The sequence below is a fragment of the Nonomuraea sp. NPDC001699 genome, assembly GCF_053596455.1.
The window spans coordinates 195,479-214,848 of record NZ_JBSFGF010000004.1 but is presented as its reverse complement, the minus strand read 5'-3'; the positions used below and the strand labels follow the sequence as shown (position 1 = coordinate 214,848).

21 protein-coding genes and 1 pseudogene are annotated in these 19,370 nt (G+C 70.4%); 5 read left to right on the top strand and 17 right to left on the bottom strand.

Annotated features, from left to right (window positions below):
* Position 1 precedes the first annotated feature (1 nt).
* The 4 genes and pseudogenes from ACWCSU_RS14430 to ACWCSU_RS14415 all read right to left on the bottom strand — a co-directional run bounded on the left by ACWCSU_RS14430 (position 2) and on the right by ACWCSU_RS14415 (position 3,302).
* Positions 2 to 397 (bottom strand): NADH-quinone oxidoreductase subunit A, encoded by a 396-nt coding sequence (locus ACWCSU_RS14430; RefSeq protein ID WP_357692402.1) that lies wholly within the window; start codon positions 395 to 397, stop codon positions 2 to 4.
* 64 nt (positions 398 to 461) lie between these two features.
* Complete coding sequence (locus ACWCSU_RS14425; RefSeq protein ID WP_357692404.1) at positions 462 to 1,715, bottom strand: geranylgeranyl reductase family protein; 1,254 nt, start codon at positions 1,713 to 1,715, stop codon at positions 462 to 464.
* A gap of 183 nt (positions 1,716 to 1,898) precedes the next feature.
* Positions 1,899 to 2,066 (bottom strand): annotated as a pseudogene (locus ACWCSU_RS14420) (DUF397 domain-containing protein); the annotation flags it as partial.
* A 519-nt stretch (positions 2,067 to 2,585) separates the two neighbouring features.
* Positions 2,586 to 3,302, bottom strand: coding sequence for a demethylmenaquinone methyltransferase (locus ACWCSU_RS14415; protein ID WP_364082573.1), 717 nt, complete (start codon positions 3,300 to 3,302; stop codon positions 2,586 to 2,588).
* Positions 3,303 to 3,509: 207 nt separating this feature from the next.
* On the opposite strand from ACWCSU_RS14415, the gene ACWCSU_RS14410 reads away from it, so the two are divergent.
* The gene (locus ACWCSU_RS14410; protein ID WP_449935309.1) at positions 3,510 to 4,670 is read left to right on the top strand and encodes a hypothetical protein; all 1,161 of its coding nucleotides are present in this window, start codon (positions 3,510 to 3,512) and stop codon (positions 4,668 to 4,670) included.
* On the opposite strand, the gene ACWCSU_RS14405 is transcribed toward ACWCSU_RS14410, so the two are convergent.
* Positions 4,667 to 4,885, bottom strand: coding sequence for a DUF4229 domain-containing protein (locus tag ACWCSU_RS14405; RefSeq protein WP_357692410.1), 219 nt, complete (start codon positions 4,883 to 4,885; stop codon positions 4,667 to 4,669). The genes ACWCSU_RS14410 and ACWCSU_RS14405 overlap by 4 nt on opposite strands.
* A 257-nt stretch (positions 4,886 to 5,142) precedes the next feature.
* Here ACWCSU_RS14405 and ACWCSU_RS14400 point away from each other — a divergent pair, with 257 nt between their 5' ends.
* Positions 5,143 to 5,364, top strand: a complete 222-nt coding sequence (locus ACWCSU_RS14400; RefSeq protein WP_026214226.1) for a BldC family transcriptional regulator — start codon at positions 5,143 to 5,145, stop codon at positions 5,362 to 5,364.
* A gap of 165 nt (positions 5,365 to 5,529) precedes the next feature.
* On the opposite strand, the gene ACWCSU_RS14395 is transcribed toward ACWCSU_RS14400, so the two are convergent.
* Both ACWCSU_RS14395 and ACWCSU_RS14390 read right to left on the bottom strand, forming a co-directional pair.
* Positions 5,530 to 5,772, bottom strand: a complete 243-nt coding sequence (locus tag ACWCSU_RS14395; protein WP_357692412.1) for a hypothetical protein — start codon at positions 5,770 to 5,772, stop codon at positions 5,530 to 5,532.
* 10 nt (positions 5,773 to 5,782) lie between these two features.
* Positions 5,783 to 6,760, bottom strand: a complete 978-nt coding sequence (locus ACWCSU_RS14390) for a hypothetical protein (protein WP_357692414.1) — start codon at positions 6,758 to 6,760, stop codon at positions 5,783 to 5,785.
* Positions 6,761 to 6,883: 123 nt separating this feature from the next.
* Between ACWCSU_RS14390 and ACWCSU_RS14385 the strand changes: the two genes are divergently transcribed.
* Entirely contained in the window at positions 6,884 to 7,171 is a 288-nt protein-coding gene (locus ACWCSU_RS14385) for a PLD nuclease N-terminal domain-containing protein (RefSeq protein ID WP_357692416.1), read from the top strand.
* Here the strand turns inward: ACWCSU_RS14385 and ccsA are convergent.
* The 5 genes from ccsA to ACWCSU_RS14360 form a co-directional block, all read right to left on the bottom strand.
* Complete coding sequence (gene ccsA, locus ACWCSU_RS14380; protein ID WP_357692419.1) at positions 7,168 to 8,127, bottom strand: cytochrome c biogenesis protein CcsA; 960 nt, start codon at positions 8,125 to 8,127, stop codon at positions 7,168 to 7,170. The genes ACWCSU_RS14385 and ccsA overlap by 4 nt on opposite strands.
* Complete coding sequence (resB, locus tag ACWCSU_RS14375; protein WP_364082587.1) at positions 8,117 to 9,679, bottom strand: cytochrome c biogenesis protein ResB; 1,563 nt, start codon at positions 9,677 to 9,679, stop codon at positions 8,117 to 8,119. The genes ccsA and resB overlap by 11 nt, the downstream gene beginning before the upstream one ends.
* Positions 9,679 to 10,401: a cytochrome c biogenesis CcdA family protein gene (locus tag ACWCSU_RS14370; RefSeq protein WP_364082590.1), complete on the bottom strand. Its 723-nt coding sequence runs from the start codon at positions 10,399 to 10,401 to the stop codon at positions 9,679 to 9,681. Before ACWCSU_RS14370 ends, resB begins: the two co-directional genes overlap by 1 nt.
* Positions 10,394 to 10,966, bottom strand: coding sequence for a TlpA family protein disulfide reductase (locus tag ACWCSU_RS14365; RefSeq protein WP_357692425.1), 573 nt, complete (start codon positions 10,964 to 10,966; stop codon positions 10,394 to 10,396). The genes ACWCSU_RS14370 and ACWCSU_RS14365 overlap by 8 nt, the downstream gene beginning before the upstream one ends.
* Before the next feature lie 71 nt (positions 10,967 to 11,037).
* Entirely contained in the window at positions 11,038 to 11,676 is a 639-nt protein-coding gene (locus ACWCSU_RS14360) for a histidine phosphatase family protein (RefSeq protein ID WP_449935306.1), read from the bottom strand.
* Between the two features lie 246 nt (positions 11,677 to 11,922).
* On the opposite strand from ACWCSU_RS14360, the gene ACWCSU_RS14355 reads away from it, so the two are divergent.
* Positions 11,923 to 12,783, top strand: a complete 861-nt coding sequence (locus tag ACWCSU_RS14355) for an EamA family transporter (RefSeq protein ID WP_449935304.1) — start codon at positions 11,923 to 11,925, stop codon at positions 12,781 to 12,783.
* Positions 12,784 to 12,814: 31 nt separating this feature from the next.
* Here ACWCSU_RS14355 and ACWCSU_RS14350 read toward each other — a convergent pair whose 3' ends face one another.
* Positions 12,815 to 13,735 (bottom strand): LysR family transcriptional regulator, encoded by a 921-nt coding sequence (locus ACWCSU_RS14350; RefSeq protein ID WP_357692431.1) that lies wholly within the window; start codon positions 13,733 to 13,735, stop codon positions 12,815 to 12,817.
* Between the two features lie 183 nt (positions 13,736 to 13,918).
* Here ACWCSU_RS14350 and ACWCSU_RS14345 point away from each other — a divergent pair, with 183 nt between their 5' ends.
* Positions 13,919 to 14,818 (top strand): EamA family transporter, encoded by a 900-nt coding sequence (locus tag ACWCSU_RS14345; RefSeq protein WP_449935303.1) that lies wholly within the window; start codon positions 13,919 to 13,921, stop codon positions 14,816 to 14,818.
* Here the strand turns inward: ACWCSU_RS14345 and hemL are convergent.
* From hemL to ACWCSU_RS14325, 4 genes are all read right to left on the bottom strand, one after another.
* Positions 14,760 to 16,049: a glutamate-1-semialdehyde 2,1-aminomutase gene (gene hemL, locus ACWCSU_RS14340; RefSeq protein WP_364082602.1), complete on the bottom strand. Its 1,290-nt coding sequence runs from the start codon at positions 16,047 to 16,049 to the stop codon at positions 14,760 to 14,762. The genes ACWCSU_RS14345 and hemL overlap by 59 nt on opposite strands.
* Positions 16,050 to 16,097: 48 nt before the next feature.
* The gene (locus ACWCSU_RS14335) at positions 16,098 to 16,727 is read right to left on the bottom strand and encodes a bifunctional DNA primase/polymerase (protein ID WP_357692437.1); all 630 of its coding nucleotides are present in this window, start codon (positions 16,725 to 16,727) and stop codon (positions 16,098 to 16,100) included.
* 130 nt (positions 16,728 to 16,857) lie between these two features.
* The gene (gene hemB / locus ACWCSU_RS14330; RefSeq protein ID WP_449935302.1) at positions 16,858 to 17,841 is read right to left on the bottom strand and encodes a porphobilinogen synthase; all 984 of its coding nucleotides are present in this window, start codon (positions 17,839 to 17,841) and stop codon (positions 16,858 to 16,860) included.
* Entirely contained in the window at positions 17,838 to 19,343 is a 1,506-nt protein-coding gene (locus tag ACWCSU_RS14325; protein ID WP_357692441.1) for a bifunctional uroporphyrinogen-III C-methyltransferase/uroporphyrinogen-III synthase, read from the bottom strand. Before ACWCSU_RS14325 ends, hemB begins: the two co-directional genes overlap by 4 nt.
* Positions 19,344 to 19,370: the final 27 nt, after the last annotated feature.

Genomic DNA, 19,370 nt, shown 5'->3' with positions numbered 1-19,370 from the left:
TTCAGTCCCAGTCCAGACCCTTGCGGCGCCACACGTACGCGTAGGCGACGAGCACGGTGACGATGAACAGCAGCATCTCGACCAGCGCGAACAGTCCGAGGCCGGACGCGATGACGTCGCCCGCGTCGTTCTTCAGCGGCGCGAAGGAGACCGCCCACGGGTAGAGGAAGATGATCTCGATGTCGAACACGATGAAGAGCATCGCGGTGATCATGTATTTGAGCGGGAACCGTCCGCCACCGACCGGCTGGGGCGTCGGCTCGATGCCGCATTCATAGGCGTCAAGCTTCGCGCGGTTCCAGCGCTTGGGACCGGTGAAGGGAGCGATGGCGACCGAGAAGATCGCGAAGCCCCCCGCGAGAACGGCGAGCACCAGGATGGGCACGTAAAGGTCCATCGCTACGCCTCCTCTGGAGTCGCCGCGCGCGCGGGCGCGCAGCTTGATGTGTCTGTCGTGGGAATCATGCTGGTGGGGCGACCTTCGAGAGTGCGTTGATGATCATGTCGGACGCATCGCCTCGCCGGTCGGTGAGATTACCAAGGAGTTTGAGCGCGAAGCGCATCAGCCTCGGGTGAGGCAGGCCGTGCCTGGTCCCGAAGCGCATCACACCCGGCTTCCCAATCGCCTCGACGAACAACCTCCCTAGTGTGAAGTAGCCGCCGTAGGCGTCCTTCATCACCTGGGGGTAGGTCCTCAGGATCCGCTCGCGCTGTGCGGGAGTGGTGTCCTTGAGGGCCTTCGCGATGATCTCGGCGGCGATCTCGCCGGTCTCCATGGCGTAGGCGATGCCCTCGCCGTTGAACGGGTTGATTGACCCGCCGGAGTCACCCACGAGGATAAGACCCCGCGTGTAGTGCGGCTGCCTGTTGAAGGCCATCGGGAGAGCGGCGCCGCGGATGGGGGCCGTCATGTTCTCCTCGGTGAAGCCCCAGTCGGCCGGCATGGCCTTGCACCAGCGCTTCAACAGGTCGCGGTAGTCGATGTTGCCGAACTGGGCGCTGGTGTTGAGCAGCCCGAGCCCGACGTTGGCGGTGCCGTCGCCGACGCCGAACACCCAGCCGTAGCCGGGCAGCAGCGTGTCGCCGTCCCACAGCTCCAGCCAGGTCTCCAGGTAGTCGTCGTCGTGGCGGGGGCTCTCGAAGTAGGTGCGGACGGCCACGCCCATGGGCCGGTCCTCCCGCTTGTGCAGGCCCATGCCGATCGCCAGGCGGGTGCTGTTGCCGTCGGCCGCCACGACCACCCGGCTGCGGTACGTCGCGCCGTCCTTGGTGCGCACGCCGACGATGTGCCCGCTGCGGTCGTCGAGCACCGGCCCGGTCACGGTGACGCCCTCCATGAGGCGCACGCCGTTCTTGACCGCGTTGGCCGCGACGATCTGGTCGAAGTCCTTGCGGGTGCGGACGAGTCCGAAGTCGGGGAAGCGCTCCAACTGCGGCCAGTCGAGCTCGAAGCGGTGGCCGCCGCCGACGACGCGCAGGCCCTTGTTCCTGATCCAGCCGGGCGCGTCGATGTCGACGCCCATGTTGAGCAACTGCTTGACGGCACGCGGCGTCAGGCCGTCGCCGCAGACCTTCTCGCGGGGGAACCTGGTCTTCTCCAGGAGGAGCACGTCGAGACCGGCCTGAGCGAGGTAAAAGGCGGTTGCGGAACCGGCGGGACCGGCGCCGACGACGATGACGTCGGCGTCAGCCTGTATGGCTGGTGGCACGGTCACTGGACTGTCCTGTCCTACACGCTCGAAGGCCTCGGGGTCTTGCGCCTTCGTTCCTTTGTGAACCCCTTCACAAACTTGTCGGCCCGCAGTCTACTGCTTTTCCTGTACATAGTGGCAGTCGGGGTACGCATCCCGGACACAAGAAGACCCTCCGTCGTCAACGAAGGGCCTCGCACGAGAGCGTCAGACTTCGAACCCGGCGTTGTGCACTCCGCCGAGGAACGCCCGCCACTCACCGGGCGTGAAGGACAGAACCGGACCGGAGGGGTCTTTCGCGTCACGCAACAGCACCTCACCGGTTGTGCTCCGGGTAAACTCGACGCACTCGCCGGCGGCCGCGCTGAGACTGCTCCTGCGCCATCCGTCCGGTGAGACAGTGAGGCCTCATCGGACGGACTACCTCCTGAGTCTCATTGGTCTGGACCAATGACGGTAGCCAACAGAAGATCGGCCGGGCCCGCAAGACACGCCGCGATAACCATGTCGTTACAATTGATCTGCCAACGACGCGGTGAATTCGGAGCCCTTCGCGCCCGTCGTGGCGGGCCACGGCGAGCAGCAGGTCGCCGCGCTCCGCCGGCGCCGTAGTGCCGCAGCAGCCTGTCGACGCCCTTCTCGGACGGCGCCACCTGCCCGTTCTCCATCGGCGAGCTTCCGGCGGCGGAGTGCCGGATTGATTTCTCCGATCACCCGGGCTCCTTCCGGGAATTCGAGGAGATATGCCCAGAATGAGCAATCCCGGAAAGAGCCCCCGTCGTCATCCCGGCGGGAATTGCACGAGGTCTCCCTCAGAGCGACCCGCAAAGGCGAAAGCGGGCAGAAAGGCGCAAGCCGAATCCCTGAACTCCGGCCAGGCAGGACCGGGCCCGGTCAGGCGGGCTTGAAGGCCCTGTGCACGGCGACGATGCCCATCGAGAGGTTGCGCCAGGCGACCCGCTCCCAGCCGGCGTCACTGATCGTCCGGGCCAGCGTCCGCTGGTCGGGCCAGTCCCTGATGGACTCGGCGAGGTAGTCGTAGGAGTCGTCGTTGGAGCCGAACACCCCGGCCACCTTGGGCAGGAACTTCATCAGGTACTCGCGGTAGACCAGGTCGAACGGCGCGAACGTCACGTGCGAGAACTCCAAGATCACCAGCCGCCCGCCCGGCCTGGTCACCCGGAGCATCTCGCGCAGCGCCTGCGAGGTGTCGTGCACGTTGCGCAGCGCCACCGAGATCGTCACCGCGTCGAAGACGCCGTCCGCGAACGGCAGCCGCATCGCGTCACCGGCCACGAAGGGGATGCCGGGCCCGCTCAACGAGTTGCCGCCGTGCCGCCGCACGCCCGTGCGCAACATGCCGAGGGAGAAGTCGGAGGCCACCGCGCGGGCGCCGAGGCTGGTGAAGCTGTCGGTGGAGGTGCCGGTGCCCGCCCCCAGGTCGAGCACGACCTCGCCGGGCCCCGCGTCGACGGCGGCTGCCACGGCCTTGCGCCAGAGCCTGACCTGCCACAGCGAGGCAACGTCGTTGACCAGGTCATAGCGCCGGGCGGTGCGATCGAACATCGCCGCGACCTCGTCCGGCTGCTTGTCCAACTGAGCGCGCGTCATGCGGACAAGAGTACTCACGCGGCCGGCGGGGTTTTCGCCGGGCGTTACGGCCTTTGACCAGCTACCGCCGGGTGGACGGGCGGACCCACGGCGAGCCCGGCCCTTACGGCAATTCACGCAAAGTAACGGCACCACTACCGAACGTCTGCTAGTTGTTGGTGAATGCTTGCCCGTGTCGCCCTTGCGGCGATCATCGCTTCGGCCCCCGTGGCGCATCCCCGCGTGGTCTCGGCCGACCCGGTCGACAACACCCCCCACGTCCTCGACGGCATCGTCAACGCCATCGCGCTGGTCGGCGGCACCGTCGTCGTCGGCGGCTCGTTCAGCGAGGTCGGCGACGCCGCCCGCACGTACACACTGCGCCGGGCCAACCTGTTCGCCTACGACCTGGCGACCGGCCGCATCCTGCGCGACTTCGCGCCGTCCGTCGCCGGCCCGGTCTACGGCCTGGCCGCCGGCGACCACGGCACGGTCTACGTGGGCGGCGCCTTCCCCGGCGTCAACAACACCGGCGCCCGCGCGCTGGCCCGGATCAGCCTCGCCGACGGGCAACTCGTCAGCGGCTTCTCCCCCCGCGTCGAGGGCGGCATGGTCACCACCCTCGTCAGGAACGGGTCCAAGCTCTACGTCGGCGGCGACTTCGTCCGGCCGCGCGTCGCCCTGGCCGGGCTCGACGCCGCGACGGGCGTGGCCGACCCCGGCTTCGTCATCACGCCGGGCGAGCCGCTGACGCCCAGGGTGAAGGTCCAGGCCCTGGCTCTGTCGGGGAGCAGGCTGGCGGTCGACGGCTCGTTCACCATGCTCGGCGGGAAGTCGCGCCCGCAGCTCGGGCTGGTCGACGTCAGCGGGCCCGTGGCCAGGGTCGCCGACTGGCGCACCGAGATCTACGCGCAGCGCTGCGCCGAGCCGTTCCCCTCCTACGTGCGCGGCCTGGACTTCTCCCCCGACGGCCGCTATTTCGTGGTCGTCACGACCGGGGGCCCGAGGGGTCGCATGTGCGACACGGCCGCCCGGTTCGAGACGTACGCGGCAGGTTCGGACATCAGGCCGACCTGGACCAACGCCACCGGCGGCGACTCTCTCTACGCGGTCGCGGTGACCGGCTCAGCGGTCTATGTCGGCGGCCATCAGCGCTGGCTGAACAACCCGCAGGGCCGCGACTCGGCCGGCCCGGGCGCGGTCCCCCGCGAGGGCATCGGCGCCATTCATCCGTCCACCGGAAAGGCGCTCGCCTGGAATCCCGGCCGGGAGCGCGGCATCGGCGTGAAGGCATTTCTGGCGCACAAGACAGGGCTACTAGTCGGTAGTGACACAACGCGACTCGGACGGGAGTACCATGCCCGGATTGGCATGTTCCCCCTGCCCTAGTCGCCCTGCGGCTTCGGGCGATCGATCTTGTTGCTGAGGCGTTGGCTGACGGCGTCACGCTGCCTCGACAGCAACACGTAGCTGGCTACGCCGCTGATCACGAAAGCGGCTGCGAGCAGGATCAGCGGGTTTTGCAGGCCGACGAGGTAGAGAACACCCAGGGTCACGACAAACAGGCCGATCCGCGACGCGGTGTAAACGAGAACGGGATGCACAGGTTCGAGGTTACTCGTCCCTGGGTAGCGGTCGCTCTTCGCATCGGACGCGAGCGCTGCTACTGTTCCCAGTAAGGGTGTTTCGTAAAGAAACACCCACGAGAGCCCCAAAGAGGCTCTATCATATAACAATCGGGCAGTCAGCTGATAACAACCCGTGATCTTTGTCGAAAACCACGGATAAATCAGGCTTCGCTCGACACACTGGTTACCTGTCCGCCCGCTGGCAGGAAGCGGGATGCGAGGGGGAGAGATTGGTGGAGAGTAGCAGCGAGCGTCTGCTGACCCCAGGAGAGGTTGCCGCCCTCTTCCGGGTAGACCCAAAGACGGTTACGCGCTGGGCTGCGGCAGGCCGCATCAGCAGTATCCGCACCCCCGGAGGGCACCGGCGCTTCCGCGAGTCGGAAGTGCACGCCCTTCTTAGAGGCGAGGACGTTCTCACGGCCGACAGGCCAGCAGGTGAGTCCCCGCGCGTCTGACGTTCCGTCTAGTCGGTGATCCTGAGATCCGCCAGGATCACCGCTGGCGGGACCTCAGTCCGCCTCACGTCGTGAGGCCGTGAACGAGCGTGCTTCCGGGCCACACCTCCCGAGGGCAAGCACGGGGCGGCGCCAACCGCCGACCGTGGCTGGCGCCCGTCCTCCTCAGGCGTCCTCCTGGCTGGCCTTGAACGCCAGGAACTCGCGTTCGAGGTCGTCGTTCTCCTCCTCCCAGCGACGCCTGCGCTCGGCCGCCTCCTCCTCGGTCAGCGACTCGGGCAGCCACTTGTCGTATTCAGGATCGCCGGGCTGCACGTCCACGTACGCGTTGCCGATCAGACGCCCGTCTTCGCTGGTCAGGCTCTGCGGCACGCGCAAGGTCCCGTCCGCGAGCCGGATCACGTACATGGCTGATCACCTAGATTCCGTAGCGCCGGTTGAAGAAGAGCATGACGTCGAGCGCCATCCGTGTGTCGCCGCCGAGCATGTCCACCAGGGCCGGGCGCTGGCGGGCGGCGATGGCCGCGAAGGCGTCGGCGAAGAACTCCTTGCGGCCCAGGCCGTTGCCCTGGCGGTGGAAGGTCGAGGCCAGCTTGGGGAAGGCGTTCTGGTAGAGCTTGAGGAACTCCGGCGAGTCCGACACCCATTCCCCGTGGAGCGAGTCCAGGTCGTCGATGGCGTGCCCGACCTCGTGCATCATCACGTCCGGCGTGGGTGAGGGCCGGTCGCCCACCACGATCTTGCGGTCGCCGTACGCGCCGGCGCAGATGTCCCAGGTGGCCCGGCCCGCCGGGAGCGGCGCGCCGCGTAAGTAGCCCATGTCGTCGAGGTCGGGGACGCCGCCCGCGCCGACGTAGATGCCTTCCAGGCCGGTCGCCAGCAGCTCCTTCAGCCGTTCGGGCAGCCGGGCCAGGCTCTCCACCGCGCGGACGGCGTCCTTGGACGGCGGGCCGTGCCGGGCGTCCCACTGGCGGTGGAGGATCTTCTCCAGCTTGCCGCAGTGGCGCAGGCCGTCGCCGATGGAAGGGGCCTCGGGCCTGTTGGGCTGGGCCCTGGGGGGTGTGTCGTCGAGCTCGAAGTCGTACCAGGTGTAGCGGGGGCGTTCGGCGACCGCCGCGGGCAGGCGTTCCCCGCGCTCGCGCAGCGAGAGGCCGTCCCAGGTCACCTCGCGCCGCTGGGGGGCGCCGGGGCGGGCGAACCGTTCCGGCTGCTGCTCCTTACGCCGCTCCGCGCCGTTGAGCCGCTCTCTCGGGACCTCGGGGCGGCCGTCCCTCCGCCGGGACCAGAAGGAACGGTCCGCGTCCGGAGGAGCCTCGTCGCGCCGCGAGAACAGGTACGACCCGCGTCGCCACCAACGGCCGCGCCGATGTCGGCCCTTGTCGTGAGAAAAGGCCATCGCACCCCTTCACGCCGCGTCCATGCCGAACCGGGTTCCACGGTACGACGCTGATCTTCCCGAGTCATCCGAAACGGGACATCGTCCGACACGATCACGTCGCGGATGGCTTACAGTTCGGGCATGGCAGGTGTTCTGATCGGCCTGGCGTTGCTGGCCTTCTGGCTCTTCTCACTCTTCGACGTCATCACCGCACCCGAGGAAGAGGTCAGGAACGTACCAAAGGCGCTCTGGGTCCTCATCGTCGTGCTGATCCCGCTTCTCGGCGGCGTGATCTGGATGCTGCGCGGGCGGCCGAAGGCCGAGCGCGACCCGTGGCCGGTGCCGCCGGGCCCGGGCGCGCCGAAGGGCCCGGACGACGACCCCGACTTCCTGAGAGATCTCGACCGGCGGATGCGCGGCGACGACTAACCGCTGACGTCGGCGTAGCTGTGCAGGCCGGAGATGAAGATGTTGACGCCGACCAGGTTGAACATCAGGCACCCGAACGCCAGCAGCTGCACGATCATGGCGGCCCTGCCCCGCCAGCCGGCGGTCACCCTGGCGTGCAGGTAGGCCGCGTACGCCACCCAGGTGATGAAGGACCAGACCTCCTTGGGGTCCCAGCCCCAGTAGCGGCCCCAGGCGCGGTCGGCCCAGAGCGCGCCGGCGATGACGGCGAACGTCCACAGCGGGAAGGCCAGCACGATCGCGCGGTGGGCCACCCGCTCCAGGTCGTCGCGGCTGGGCAGGCGGGACAGCCCGTCGCCGCGCACCAGGAACAGCACACCCGACACGCCGGCCAGCGTGAACAGCCCGCTGGCCAGGATCGCCGCGCTGACGTGGATCGCGATCCAGTACGAGTTCAGCGCCGGCACCACGGGCCCGGCCGCCGTGTAGAGCACCTTGACCGCGAACCCGAGCCCGAGCGTCGCGGCGATCATCACGAACGCGCCCAGGAACCGCACGTTCTGACGCACCTGGGTGAACAGGAACGCGGTCACGGCGGCGAGGCAGATGGCCACCACGAACTCGTACATGTTGCCCCACGGCCACCGGCCGACCGCCAGGCCGCGGGTGATGATGGCCCCGAGGTTGGCCGCCCAGCCGATCCAGGCCAGCACGAGGGCGATGCGCCCGGCCTTGGCCCCGCCTCCCATGACGGGCACGGGGTCGGCGACGGCCTCCTCCGCCTCGGGCGCGGAGTCGCCGTCCGAGGGGGCGCCGACCGTGACGGGCTGCCGGGCGGCCCGTTTCACGGCGGCCTTGCCCAGCACGGCCCTGCCGAAGGCCAGCTCCATCGCGAAGCCCACCATGGCGAAGATGTAGAGCAGGACGGTGGCGACGACGAAATTGTCGCTCAGCTCGGCCAATTGCTCAGCGGACATGCTGTTCTCCTGCTGATAGAGCCTTGACGATCTCGGCGAACTCCTCGGCGAAGCCCGCCGCGGAGCCCTCGGTGCGGGTCAGGCCGCCCACGTCGACCCGCCCTTCCTTGATCCGCACCCAGACACGGCGGCGACGGATCATCAACGACAGCGCGATGGCGACGACCGCGACCGCCGCGGCGATCAGCGCGGGCACGCGCCCCGGGTCGTAGGCGGTCTGGAGCGTGATCCACTCCTTGACGCCGGTGAACTCCAGCTTCCCGGCCCCGCCGGGAAGCGTGGTCGACTCCCCCACCGACAGCGGCTTGGTCGCGAACGATCCCCGCACCACCGGGACGACCTTGCCGTCGAGCTCGTCCGGCAGGATCTTGTAGACCGACTGGGGCTTGCCCGACCGCATGCCGAGGTCGCCCACGTAACCGCCCAGGAGCTGCACCTGCGGCTGGAGCTCGCCGGGGAAGGCCGAGGCGTAGTTGCCGTCGGTCAGCGGCACGCTGGTGGGCAGGAAGCGCAGCAGGAACCCCAGCTGGGACGGCTGCGCGTCGGGCGCCTTGACCACGCACGACGAGGTCAGCGTGGCCTTCTGGTCGATCAGGCAGGCCACGGGCCCTTCGTAGGCGACCTGGCCCTTGCCGTCGGTGACCTTGAAGACGGGCGCGTAGCCGTGGCCGATCAGGTACGTCTGCGTCCCGTCGACCTCAAGCGGGTCGTTGACCTTGAGCTCGTAGTCGCGGACGGGCGCGCCGGGCTCGTCGTGCACCTTCAGGTAGGCGGAGTAGTCGAGCTCCTGGCCCTTCTTGTCGCCCTCGACCTGGTAGGTGGCCTTGAAGTCGGACAGCTCGAAGGAGAACGGCTGGAGCGACTCGGCCGAGACCCGGCTGCCGGGGATGAACCTGTCGTAGGCGGCCACGGTGTTGGCGAAGCCGTCGCCCTCGACGACCAGGACGTTGCCGCGGTAGCCGTACAGGGAGCCGAAGCCGACCGCGAGCAGGATGCCGATCAGCGCGACGTGGAAGAACAGGTTGCCGGTCTCGCGCAGGTAGCCCTTCTCCGCGGCCACCCAGCCGTCGCCGGTGACGACGCGGAAGCGCAGCTTGCGCAGCCGTCCGGCGGCCTCCTCGACGGTCAGGTCGCCCTCGAAGGAGTCGGCGTGCGGCAGCCGGGACAGGTTCTTGGGGGCCGCGGGCGGCTTGCGGCGCAGCTCGCGCAGATAGGTCGCGGTGCGCGGGATGATGCAGCCGACGAGCGAGGTGAACAGCAGCAGGTAGACGGCGGCGAACCAGACCGAGGTGAACACGTCGAAGAGCTGGAACCGGTCGTACCACTCGGCCAGGGTGGGGTTCTGCTGGTAGAGCAGCGCCACCTTGTCGGGCTCGACACTGCGCTGGGGCACCAGCGAGCCGGGGATCGAGCCCAGCGCGAACAGGAAGAGCAGGATCAGCGCGGTCTTCATCGAGGTGAGGGTGCGCCAGCACCATCGGAGCCAGCCTACGGGCCCCAGCCTGGCCTGCCGTGGCTCGCGCTCCTCACGCACCAGCTCGTCGACGCTCATCAGATCACCGGCTCGAACGCGCCGATGAGCCCCTGCATGGCCGCGATCATCGCTCCCCAGAGTCCGGTGACGAGCAGCAGCCCGACGGCCACCATCATGACCCCGCCGATCCTGGTGATCAGCTGGGTGTGCCGGCGCACGGCCCGGAACGTGCGCAACGCCTTGCTGTAGGCCAGGGCCGCGGCCACGAAGGGCAGCCCGAGACCGAGCGCGTAGGCGACGGCCAGCAGGGCGCCGCGCGAGGCGCTGCCCTCGTTGAGCCCCAGCGTGAGCACGACGGCCAGCGTGGGGCCGATGCACGGCGTCCAGCCGAGGCCGAACACCACGCCGAGCAGGGGCGCGCCGGCCAGGCCCGCGGCCGGCAGCTTGTGGATGCGCACGTCGCGCATCAGGCCGGGCAGCACGCCCAGGAACGCCAGCCCGAGCAGGATCGTCAGGACGCCCAGCACCCGCGTGATGATCTGGGCGTTGCCCAGCATGATCGAGCCGAGCCCGCCGAACAGCGCGCCGCTGAGCACGAACACCAGCGCGAACCCGGCCACGAACAACACCGTGCCGAGCACCAGCCGCCCCCGCTTGGGGTCGGCGCTCATGCCCGTCACGTACGACAGATAGCCCGGCACCAGCGGCAGCACGCACGGCGACAGGAACGACACCACCCCGGCCAGCAGCGCGATCGGCAGCGCGAGCAGCAGCGAACCCGAGGCGACGACGTCACTCATCGCGCACCTTGGTGAGCGTGTTCATCAGGTCGGTGTACTTGACCGCCCCGAGCGCCCTGGCCGCGACCCGCCCCTGCTTGTCGATGACCAGCGTGGACGGGATCGCCGCGGGCGGCACGGTGCCCTGGAAGGACAGCGCGACCTTGCCGGGCTGGTCGAAGATGTGGGAGTAGCCGGTCTGCTCGGTGCGTTCGAAGGCGATGGCGTCGGCCTGGCGGTCCTTGAAGTCGACGCCGATGAACTGCACGTCGCCCTTGGTCTTGGCGGCGGCCTCCTTGAGCACCGGCGCCTCGGCCCGGCACGGGCCGCACCACGAGGCCCAGAAGTTGATCACCACGACCTTGCCCTTGTGGGCGGCCAGCGAGGCCGTGCCGCCGTCGAGCGTGGGGCCCTCGACCGGCGGGGCCGCCTTGCGGTCGGAGACGTCGAAGACCTGGATCTTGCCGTCGCCCGCGACGAACCGGGTGTCGCCCACCTGGGGCTGCCCGCTCTGGTTGGCCGCGCAGCCCGTGGTGAGCGCGGCCAGCGCGGCCAGGAGAACGAGGGAGATGGACGTCGCGCGCACGGAGGATGATCTCCTTGTACTACAACCGGTAGAGCTTGCAACTCTACCGGCGGGGACTCATGGCCCGGACATCAGGCCCCTGGTATCGACGGCCCCGCACTCAGCGATCCGGCCGGCTCGCTGTAGCCGACACTGACCAGGCGGTCGCCCTCGAAGGTGAAGGTGGTGAGGCTGGCCAGCGCGCACTGCCTGCGGCGCGGGTCGTGCCAGAGCCGGCGGCCCTCGGCGGCCATCCTGATCGTCCAGATCGGGAGCTGGTGGCTGACCAGAACGGCCTCGTGCCCGCGCGCGGCGGCCCTGGCGTCGTCGACCGCCGACTTCATCCGCGCCACGATCGCCGGGTACGCCTCGCCCCACGACGGGCGCAGCGGGTTCCAGAAATAGCGGTAGTTGCGCGGGTTGCGGAGGATGGCCAGCCCCTGGCCGACCGGACGGCCCTGCAGCATGTTCGCCGCTTCGAGCAGGCGGTCGTCCTTGGTCACGTCGAGGCCGAGCTTGTCGGCGAGCGGAGCCGCGGTCTCCAGCGCGCGTTCGAGCGGCGAGCTGTGGACGGCGACGATGTCGCGACCGCCGACGGCCTTGGCGACCGTCTCGGCCATGAGCCTGCCGGTGTCGGACAGGTGGTAGCCGGGCAGCCTGCCGTACAGGATGCCGCCGGGATTGTGCACCTCACCGTGGCGCAAAAGGTGGACGACGGTGGTTTCAGCCATGGTGTGCCACAGCCTATCCGTTTCGATGCCGGTCATAGTCAGGGGCTGCCTGGTCCGGCATTTCGCGCGGCGGTAGGGTCGGGGACGACTGCGCCTAGGGTTCCGCGTCCGGCCTGCCCTCCCCCGCCACCACAACCAGGGCCGGAAGACAGGTCCGAGCGGCGCCACGGCCCCCGGGGGGTCGTACAGCTGACGGGACAAAAGCCTGGAGGCTCCTCTCCGTCACCCCTGGAAGGAGTCGCCCGCATGAGCCCTTGGGCGCTGGTCCTCATTCTCGTCGCCGCCGTCGCGCACGCCACCTGGAACCTGCTGAGCAAGAAGGCGGCCCAGGCCGACGGGATCGTCTTCCTCTGGCTGATCGGGGTCGTGGCCACGGTGGTGTGGAGCCCGCTGTTCGCCGGGTTCCTGCTGGTCACGGGCGCCCGGCTGTCGTGGGGCGACCTCGCGGTGATCTGCGGCAGCACGGCCCTGCACCTGGGGTACTTCGTGCTGCTCCAGCGTGGCTACGGCGCGGGTGACCTGTCGCTCGTCTACCCCGTCGCCCGCGGCACCGGGCCGATGCTGGCCAGCCTGGTGGCCGTGCTGTTCCTGGGCGAGCATCCGGCGCCGGCCGGCGTGGCCGGGATCGTGCTCGTCGGGGTCGGCGTGTTCATGATGAGCGGCGGCGCGGCCGGGCGCGGCGACCTGCGGGGGCTGGTGTCCGGGCTGGTCGTGGGGCTGTTCATCGCGGGGTACACGGTGTGGGACTCGCAGGTGGTCAGCGCGTTCGCGGTGGCGCCGATCATGCTCAACTACCTCGGGGAGGTCGGGCGGGCGCTGGCGCTCACGCCGTTCGTCGCCGGGGCCAGGCGGCGGCTGGTCGTGAGCGTGTGGCGGGAGCACCGGTCGCGGATCGTGGGGGCGGCGTTCCTGATCTTCCTGTCGTACCTGCTGATCCTGGTGGCGTTCACGATGGCGCCGGTGAGCGTGGTCGCGCCGGCGCGCGAGGTGAGCGTGCTGATCGCGGTGGTGCTCGGCGGGCGGCTGCTGGCCGAGGGCGACCTGCGGCGGCGGCTGCTGGCGGCGGGCGTGATCCTCGGCGGCGTGGTGGCGATCGCGCTCAGTTGAGCGCGGCCCGGCCGGGTGCACGGCCGGGTGCTCAGCTGACCGCCCAGGCGTTCTCCTGCTCGCGGCTGACGGCGACCAGCGCCTCGACCGTGGCCCTGATCGCGGGACGGCGGGCCGCGTCGGTGCGCCACACCGCGTAGATGCGGCGCGACTGCCGCGGCATGAGCGGGACCAGCCGCACGCCGTCGGGCACGCAGTCGCGGCCCAGCCGCGGCACGATCGCGCAGCCCAGCCCGGCGGCGACCAGGGCGAGCTGGGTCGGGTACTCGTCGGCCATGCAGGCGATCTCCGGCTCCAGCGAGGCGTTGCGCAGCGTGAAGACCAGCCAGTCGTGGCAGACCGTGCCGGGCGAGGAGCTGATCCACTGCTCGCCGTGCAGCTCGGCCAGCCCCACCTCCCTGCGCCCGGCCAGCGGGTGACCGGCGGGGATGGCGACGTCGGCCACGTCGTCCAGCAGCGTGGCCCTGGACAGGCCCTCGGGCATGGCGATGGGCCGGTTGAGCCAGTCCTGCATCACGCCCAGGTCCAGCTCGCCCCTGGCCACCTCGCGCAGCACCCGCTCGGGCTCGCGCTCGTAGAGGTGCACGTGCAGGTCGGGGTGGTTCTTCTTGAGCCGGACGACCGCGCCGGGCATCAGCCCGCGGGTCGCGGTGGCGAAGGCGGCGATGCTGAGCCGACCGACGACCTCGCCGCGCAGGGCCTCGAAGTCCGCCTCGGCGGTCTCGACCAGGGCGAGGATGCGTTCGGCGTGCTCGGCGAGCAGGCCCGCGGCGTCGGTCAGCCGGACGCCGCGCCCGTTGCGCTCCATGAGCCGGGCGCCCGTCTCCCGCTCCAGCTTGGCGATCTGCTGGCTGACGGCCGAGGGCGTGACCATGAGCGCGTCGGCCGCCGCGCCGACCGAACCGTAGACGTGCACGGCGTGAAGAGCCTTGAGCCGGTTCAGGTCCAACATGTAAGCCAGACTAAAGGGTTTAGCGTAGAAAGTCTCGCTTGTCCTTGTATCTGAAGCAGATGAAAATATATGCATGCGAATCATTAAGAGCAGGAAGCCCGAGACCCGTTCCACCTCGTACCTCAAGGTGCTCGCCGAGCAGGCCCGCGAGCAGCGCAACCGGTACCAGAAGACCCGCTCTGCGTGAGCCCCCGCCACCTCGCCCTCGCCGTCGGCCTCGCGGCCGTCTGGGGCTTCAACTTCGTCGTCATGCAGGTCGGCCTGAAGTACTTCCCCCCGCTGCTGTACGCGGGCATCAGGTTCACCCTGGCGGCGTTCCCCGCCCTGCTGCTCGTGGGGCGGCCCGGAGTTCCGTGGCGCTGGGTCGCCGGGGTGGCGGCCACGCTCGGAGTGGGTCAGTTCGGCCTGTTGCTGGTGGGCATGCGAGCGGGCATGCCGGCCGGACTGACCTCTCTCGTCCTGCAGATGCAGGCGCTCTTCACCGTGCTGTTCGCGGTGACGCTGCTCGGTGAGCGGCCCACCGCCCGCCGCGTCCTCGGTCTGGCGGTCGCCTTCGGCGGCCTGGCCCTGGTCGCGCTCGACTTCGGGGTGTCCGGCCCGCTGGGCGCCTTCGCCCTGTGCGTGGCCGCCGCCGCGGCCTGGGGTCTCGGCAACGTGGTGCAGCGCAGGGCCGCACCGCCGGACTCGCTGCGGTTCATGGTCTGGGTGAGCGCCTTCTCGGCGCCGCCCCTGCTGCTGCTGTCGCTGCTGGTCGAGGGGCCGCCCGTGCTGGCCGCCCCCGCCGAGGGTTGGTTGTCGCTGGGCTACGTGGCCTTCGTCTCGACGCTCGGCGGGTTCGGCGTGTGGGGCTGGCTGCTGCGCCGGTACGACGCCTCGACCGTGGCGCCGTACACGCTGCTCGTGCCGGTGTTCGGCATGTCGTCGGCCGCGTTGGTGGCCGGCGAGCCGCTCTCCTGGATCGAGCTCCTGGCCGCGGCCCTCATCGTCGCCGGCGTGCTCTACGCTGGCACCAGGCCGCGCCGGGTCACAGAACCGCCGCGGCCGCCTTCGCCGCTGCCGGCAGGGCGTCGGCGATCCGGTTGAGCGCCTCGTCGTCGTGGGACGCCGACAGGAACCACGCCTCGTACGCCGACGGCGGCAGATAGACACCCTGGTCGAGCATCGCGTGGAAGAACGCGGTGAAGGCCGCGGTGTTCTGGGCCTTCGCCTGGTCGAAGTTGCTCACCTCGGCCTCGGCGAAGAAGATCGAGAACAGGCTGCCGGCCCGCTGCAACCGGTGGGGCACGCCCGCCTTCGCCAGCGCCTCGGCCGCCGCGTCGCCCACCGCGAGCGCCGCCGCGTCGATGCGCGCGTAGGCGTCGGCGTCGAGGGCGCGCAGGGTGGCCAGGCCGGCCGCGCAGGCCAGCGGATTGCCCGACAGCGTGCCCGCCTGGTAGACCGGGCCCTCCGGAGCCAGGAAGGCCATCACGTCGGCCCGGCCGCCGAACGCCGCCGCGGGCAGGCCGCCGCCCATGACCTTGCCGAACGTCATGAGGTCGGCGTCGACGGGGTCGAGGCCGTACCAGCCGGCGGACGAGACGCGGAAGCCGGTGAGCACCTCGTCGACGATGAGCAGCGCGCCGTTGGCCGTGCACAGCTCGCGCAGCCGGGCGTTGAAGCCGTCGCGCGGCGGGACGACGCCCATGTTCGCCGGGCACGCCTCGGTGATCACGCAGGCCACCTCGGCCGCCGCGAACGCCTCCTCCACCGCCTGGATGTCGTTGTACGGCAGCACGATCGTGTCGGCCGCCGACGCCCCGGTGACCCCCGGCGTGTCCGGCAGCCCGAACGTCACCACCCCTGACCCTGCCGAGGCCAGCAGCGCGTCGACGTGCCCGTGGTAGCAGCCGGCGAACTTGATCACCTTGGACCGCCCGGTGAAGCCGCGCGCCAGGCGCACCGCGCTCATCGTCGCCTCGGTGCCGGAGCTGACCAGGCGCACCTTCTCGACCGGCGCCATCCTGGAGACGATCTCCTCGGCCAGCTCGACCTCGCCGGGCGTGGCGGTGCCGTAGGAGAAGCCGTGGGCGACCGCGCCGGAGACGGCCTCGACGACCGCGGGATGCCGGTGGCCGAGGATCATCGGACCCCAGGAGCAGACCAGGTCGACGTAGCGGTTGCCGTCGACGTCGGTGATGTAGGGCCCCTGGCCGGAGGCCATGAAACGCGGCGTGCCGCCCACCGCGCCGAACGCGCGCACGGGCGAGTTGACGCCGCCGGGCACCACTTCCCTGGCGCGGGCGAACAGGTCCTCGGAGTTCTGTGTACGGCTCACCCGACCCAGGTTAGCCCCGCGTACCGGTGCCCTCGCCGCAGGGCGTGGTCAGTCAGCCAGCCATTCCAGGATGCGCAGCGGGTCGGGCAGCGGGCGGCCGTCCGGCGGGCGGAGCCAGGAGACCGGCTGGCCCGTGGGCAGGGTCGAGGGCGGCGCGAGCACGTAGCTGTCGCGGCAGTGCCAGCGCAGGCCCGGCGTGTCGTCGATGGTGGCCGGGTCGCAGTCGAGCTGGCAGGACCACCACTCGTCCTCGTCCTCGGGGTTGCCGCGGGTGGCCACATAAAACAAGACCCGGTCGCCTTGAGCGGCGACCGGGCCTGGGTGGGCATCGGCGGCGTCGATCCTGGTGAGGGCCGACAGGCCGGAGGCGAGCGGTACGTCGAACACGTCGAACACGCGCCCTGTGGGCAGGATCACGTTGGCCTCGGGCTCGCTCTCCCACCAGCGGGTCAGCAGCGTCGTGTCCGTCGTGGCCTGCATGTGCCAGGCGGGCGAGAGCGGATGGGCGCCCGGGTCTGGACAGCCGACGCGGTCGCACGAGCACGCGCGGGGGCCGTGACGCAGCGGAAAGGCCCCCGGCACGACGGGCCAGCCCAGGGACGCGTACTCCAGCACAGTATCGATGCGCGTCGGCCGCGACCGCTTTCTGGTACGCCGAGCCAGTGGTACCCCCACCATGGTGTCTCCCGTCGAAGTCCAGCGCCTGAGGAGGTCCCGGCTCCGGGCCGTTCGCGCACCGCGGGACACACCAGCACTTGTTATCGCACTCTAACGCACAGGCCTCAGGAGTTGACGGGAAACCCCATGGTTAGAGCCCTCGTGCCACTTCCGTCGCCCAGTACGTGAGGATCAGGTCGGCGCCGGCGCGCTTGATGGCGACCAGCGACTCCATGATCATCCGCTCGCGGTCGACCCAGCCGTTGGCCGCGGCCGCCTCGACCATCGCGTACTCGCCGCTCACCTGGTACGCCGCCACCGGCACGTCGACCGCGTCGCGCACCCGGGTGATGACGTCGAGGTAGGCCAGCGCAGGCTTGACCATGACGGCGTCGGCGCCCTCCGCCAGGTCGAGCCTGACCTCGCGCAGCGCCTCCTCCAGCGGACCGGCCGGGTCCTGCTGGTGGGTGCTGCGGTCGCCGAACTGCGGCGCGCACTCGGCCGCCTCGCGGAACGGGCCGAAGAAGGCGGAGGCGTACTTGACGGAGTAGGCCAGGATCGGGACGTCCGCGTAGCCGGCGCCGTCGAGCGCGGTCCGGATGGCGCCGACCTGGCCGTCCATCATGCCGCTCGGCGCCACCATCTGGGAGCCGGCGGCGGCCTGGGCCACCGCGATCGAGGCGTAGCGCTCAAGCGTGGCGTCGTTGTCGACGTCGCCGGACGGGGTGAGGATGCCGCAGTGGCCGTGGTCGGTGAACTCGTCGAGGCAGGTGTCGGCCATGACCACGAGGGCGTCGCCGACCTCGGCGTTCACCTCGCGCAGGGCGACCTGGAGGATGCCGTCGGGGTCGTCGGCCGCCGAGCCGGTCGCGTCCTTGACCGCCGGGATGCCGAACAGGATCAGGCCGCCCACGCCCGCCTCGGCCGCCTCGTGCGCGGCCTTGCGCAGCGAGTCGCGGGTGTGCTGGAACACACCCGGCATCGACGTCACCGGCTGCGGCTCCTCGATGCCCTCCTTGACGAACATCGGCAGGATCAGGTCGGCGGCGTGCAGCCGGGTGCCCGACACCAGCCGGCGCAGCGCCGGATTGCGGCGCAGGCGCCGGGGACGTGCGACGGGGAACTGGGCGCTCACTTGGCTCTCCTCCTGGCGCCACGGCGGTTCTGGGAGGGCTTGCGCGGGCTGTCACCCGCGGCCACGGCCGCCTGGCGCTGCTTGGCACCGAACTCGGCCAGCGCTGCGGCCAAGGCGGATGCGGATGGCTTGTCGGACATGACGTCGACCCGGAGCCCGAACTCCTCGGCCGTCTTGGCCGTCTGCGGCCCGATCACCGCGATCACGGTGACGTTGTGCGGCTTGCCCGCGATGCCGACCAGGTTGCGCACGGTGGAGGACGAGGTGAACAGCACGGCGTCGAACCCGCCGCCCTTGATCGCCTCGCGGATGGGCGCGGGCGGCGGCGCGGCGCGGACCGTCCGGTACGCCGTCACGTCGTCGCACTCCCAGCCCAGCTCGGTGAGCCCGGCCACCAGCGTGTCGGTCGAGATGTCGGCCCGCGGCAGCAGCACCCGGTTGATCGGGTCGAGCATCGAGTCGTAGGGAGGCCACTCGGCCACGAGCCCTTCGGAGGACTGCTCCCCCGAGGGCAACAGGTCGGGCTTGACGCCGAACTCGACCAGGGCCTGGGAGGTGGCCTCGCCCACGGCGGCCACCTTGAGCCCGGCGAAGGCCCGCGCGTCGAGCCCGTACTCCTCGAACTTCTCGCGCACCGCCTTGACGGCGTTGGCGCTGGTGAAGGCCACCCACTCGTAGCGGCCGGTGACCAGGCCCTTGATGGCGCGGTCCATCTGCTGCGGCGTGCGCGGCGGCTCGACCGAGATGGTCGGCACCTCCTCGGGCACCGCGCCGTAGGCCATGAGCTGCTCGGACAGGCTGCGCGACTGCTCCTTGGTACGCGGCACCAGCACCCGCCACCCGAACAGCGGCTTGGTCTCGAACCACGACAGCCGGTCGCGCTGCCCCACGGCCTCGCCGACCACGATCAGCGCGGGCTCGGTGAACCCGGCGTGCTTGAGGTCGGCCTGCAGCCGTCCGAGCGAGGACACGACGGTGTACTGCTCGGTGGTGGTGCCGCCGCTGCTGACCGCGACGGGCGTGGTGTCGGGCTTGCCGCCGGCGATCAGCGCCTTGCCGATGGCGACGGCCTCGGTGATGCCGTTGTAGATCACCAGCGTGCCGCGGGTGGCGGCGTGGGACGACCAGTCCTGCTCCTGAGCGGCGTCGACGACGCGGAACTCGGGCACGGCCGTGGCCGCCGGGATGCCGGCGTAGGTGAGCACCGCGGTCGCGGGCGGCACGCCGGGCACGATCTCGAAGTCCACCTCCGCCGCCACGCAGGCCGCGACCTCGTCGTCGATCGAGGAGAACAACATGGGGTCGCCCGCGCACAGGCGCACCACGAGCTGCCCGGCCTTGGCCCGCTGGACGTAGTCGCCCTCGGCGACCTCGACGCCCTCGCGGCAGTACTTGAGCAGCGGGCCGAACTGCTCGTCGTCGAGCACGACGGCATCCGCCTTGCCCAGGAGTTCGGCGGCGCGGAGCGTCAGCAGGTTGGGGTCGCCGGGACCCGCCCCCACGAAGGCGACGAAACCGGAGGTTGGACT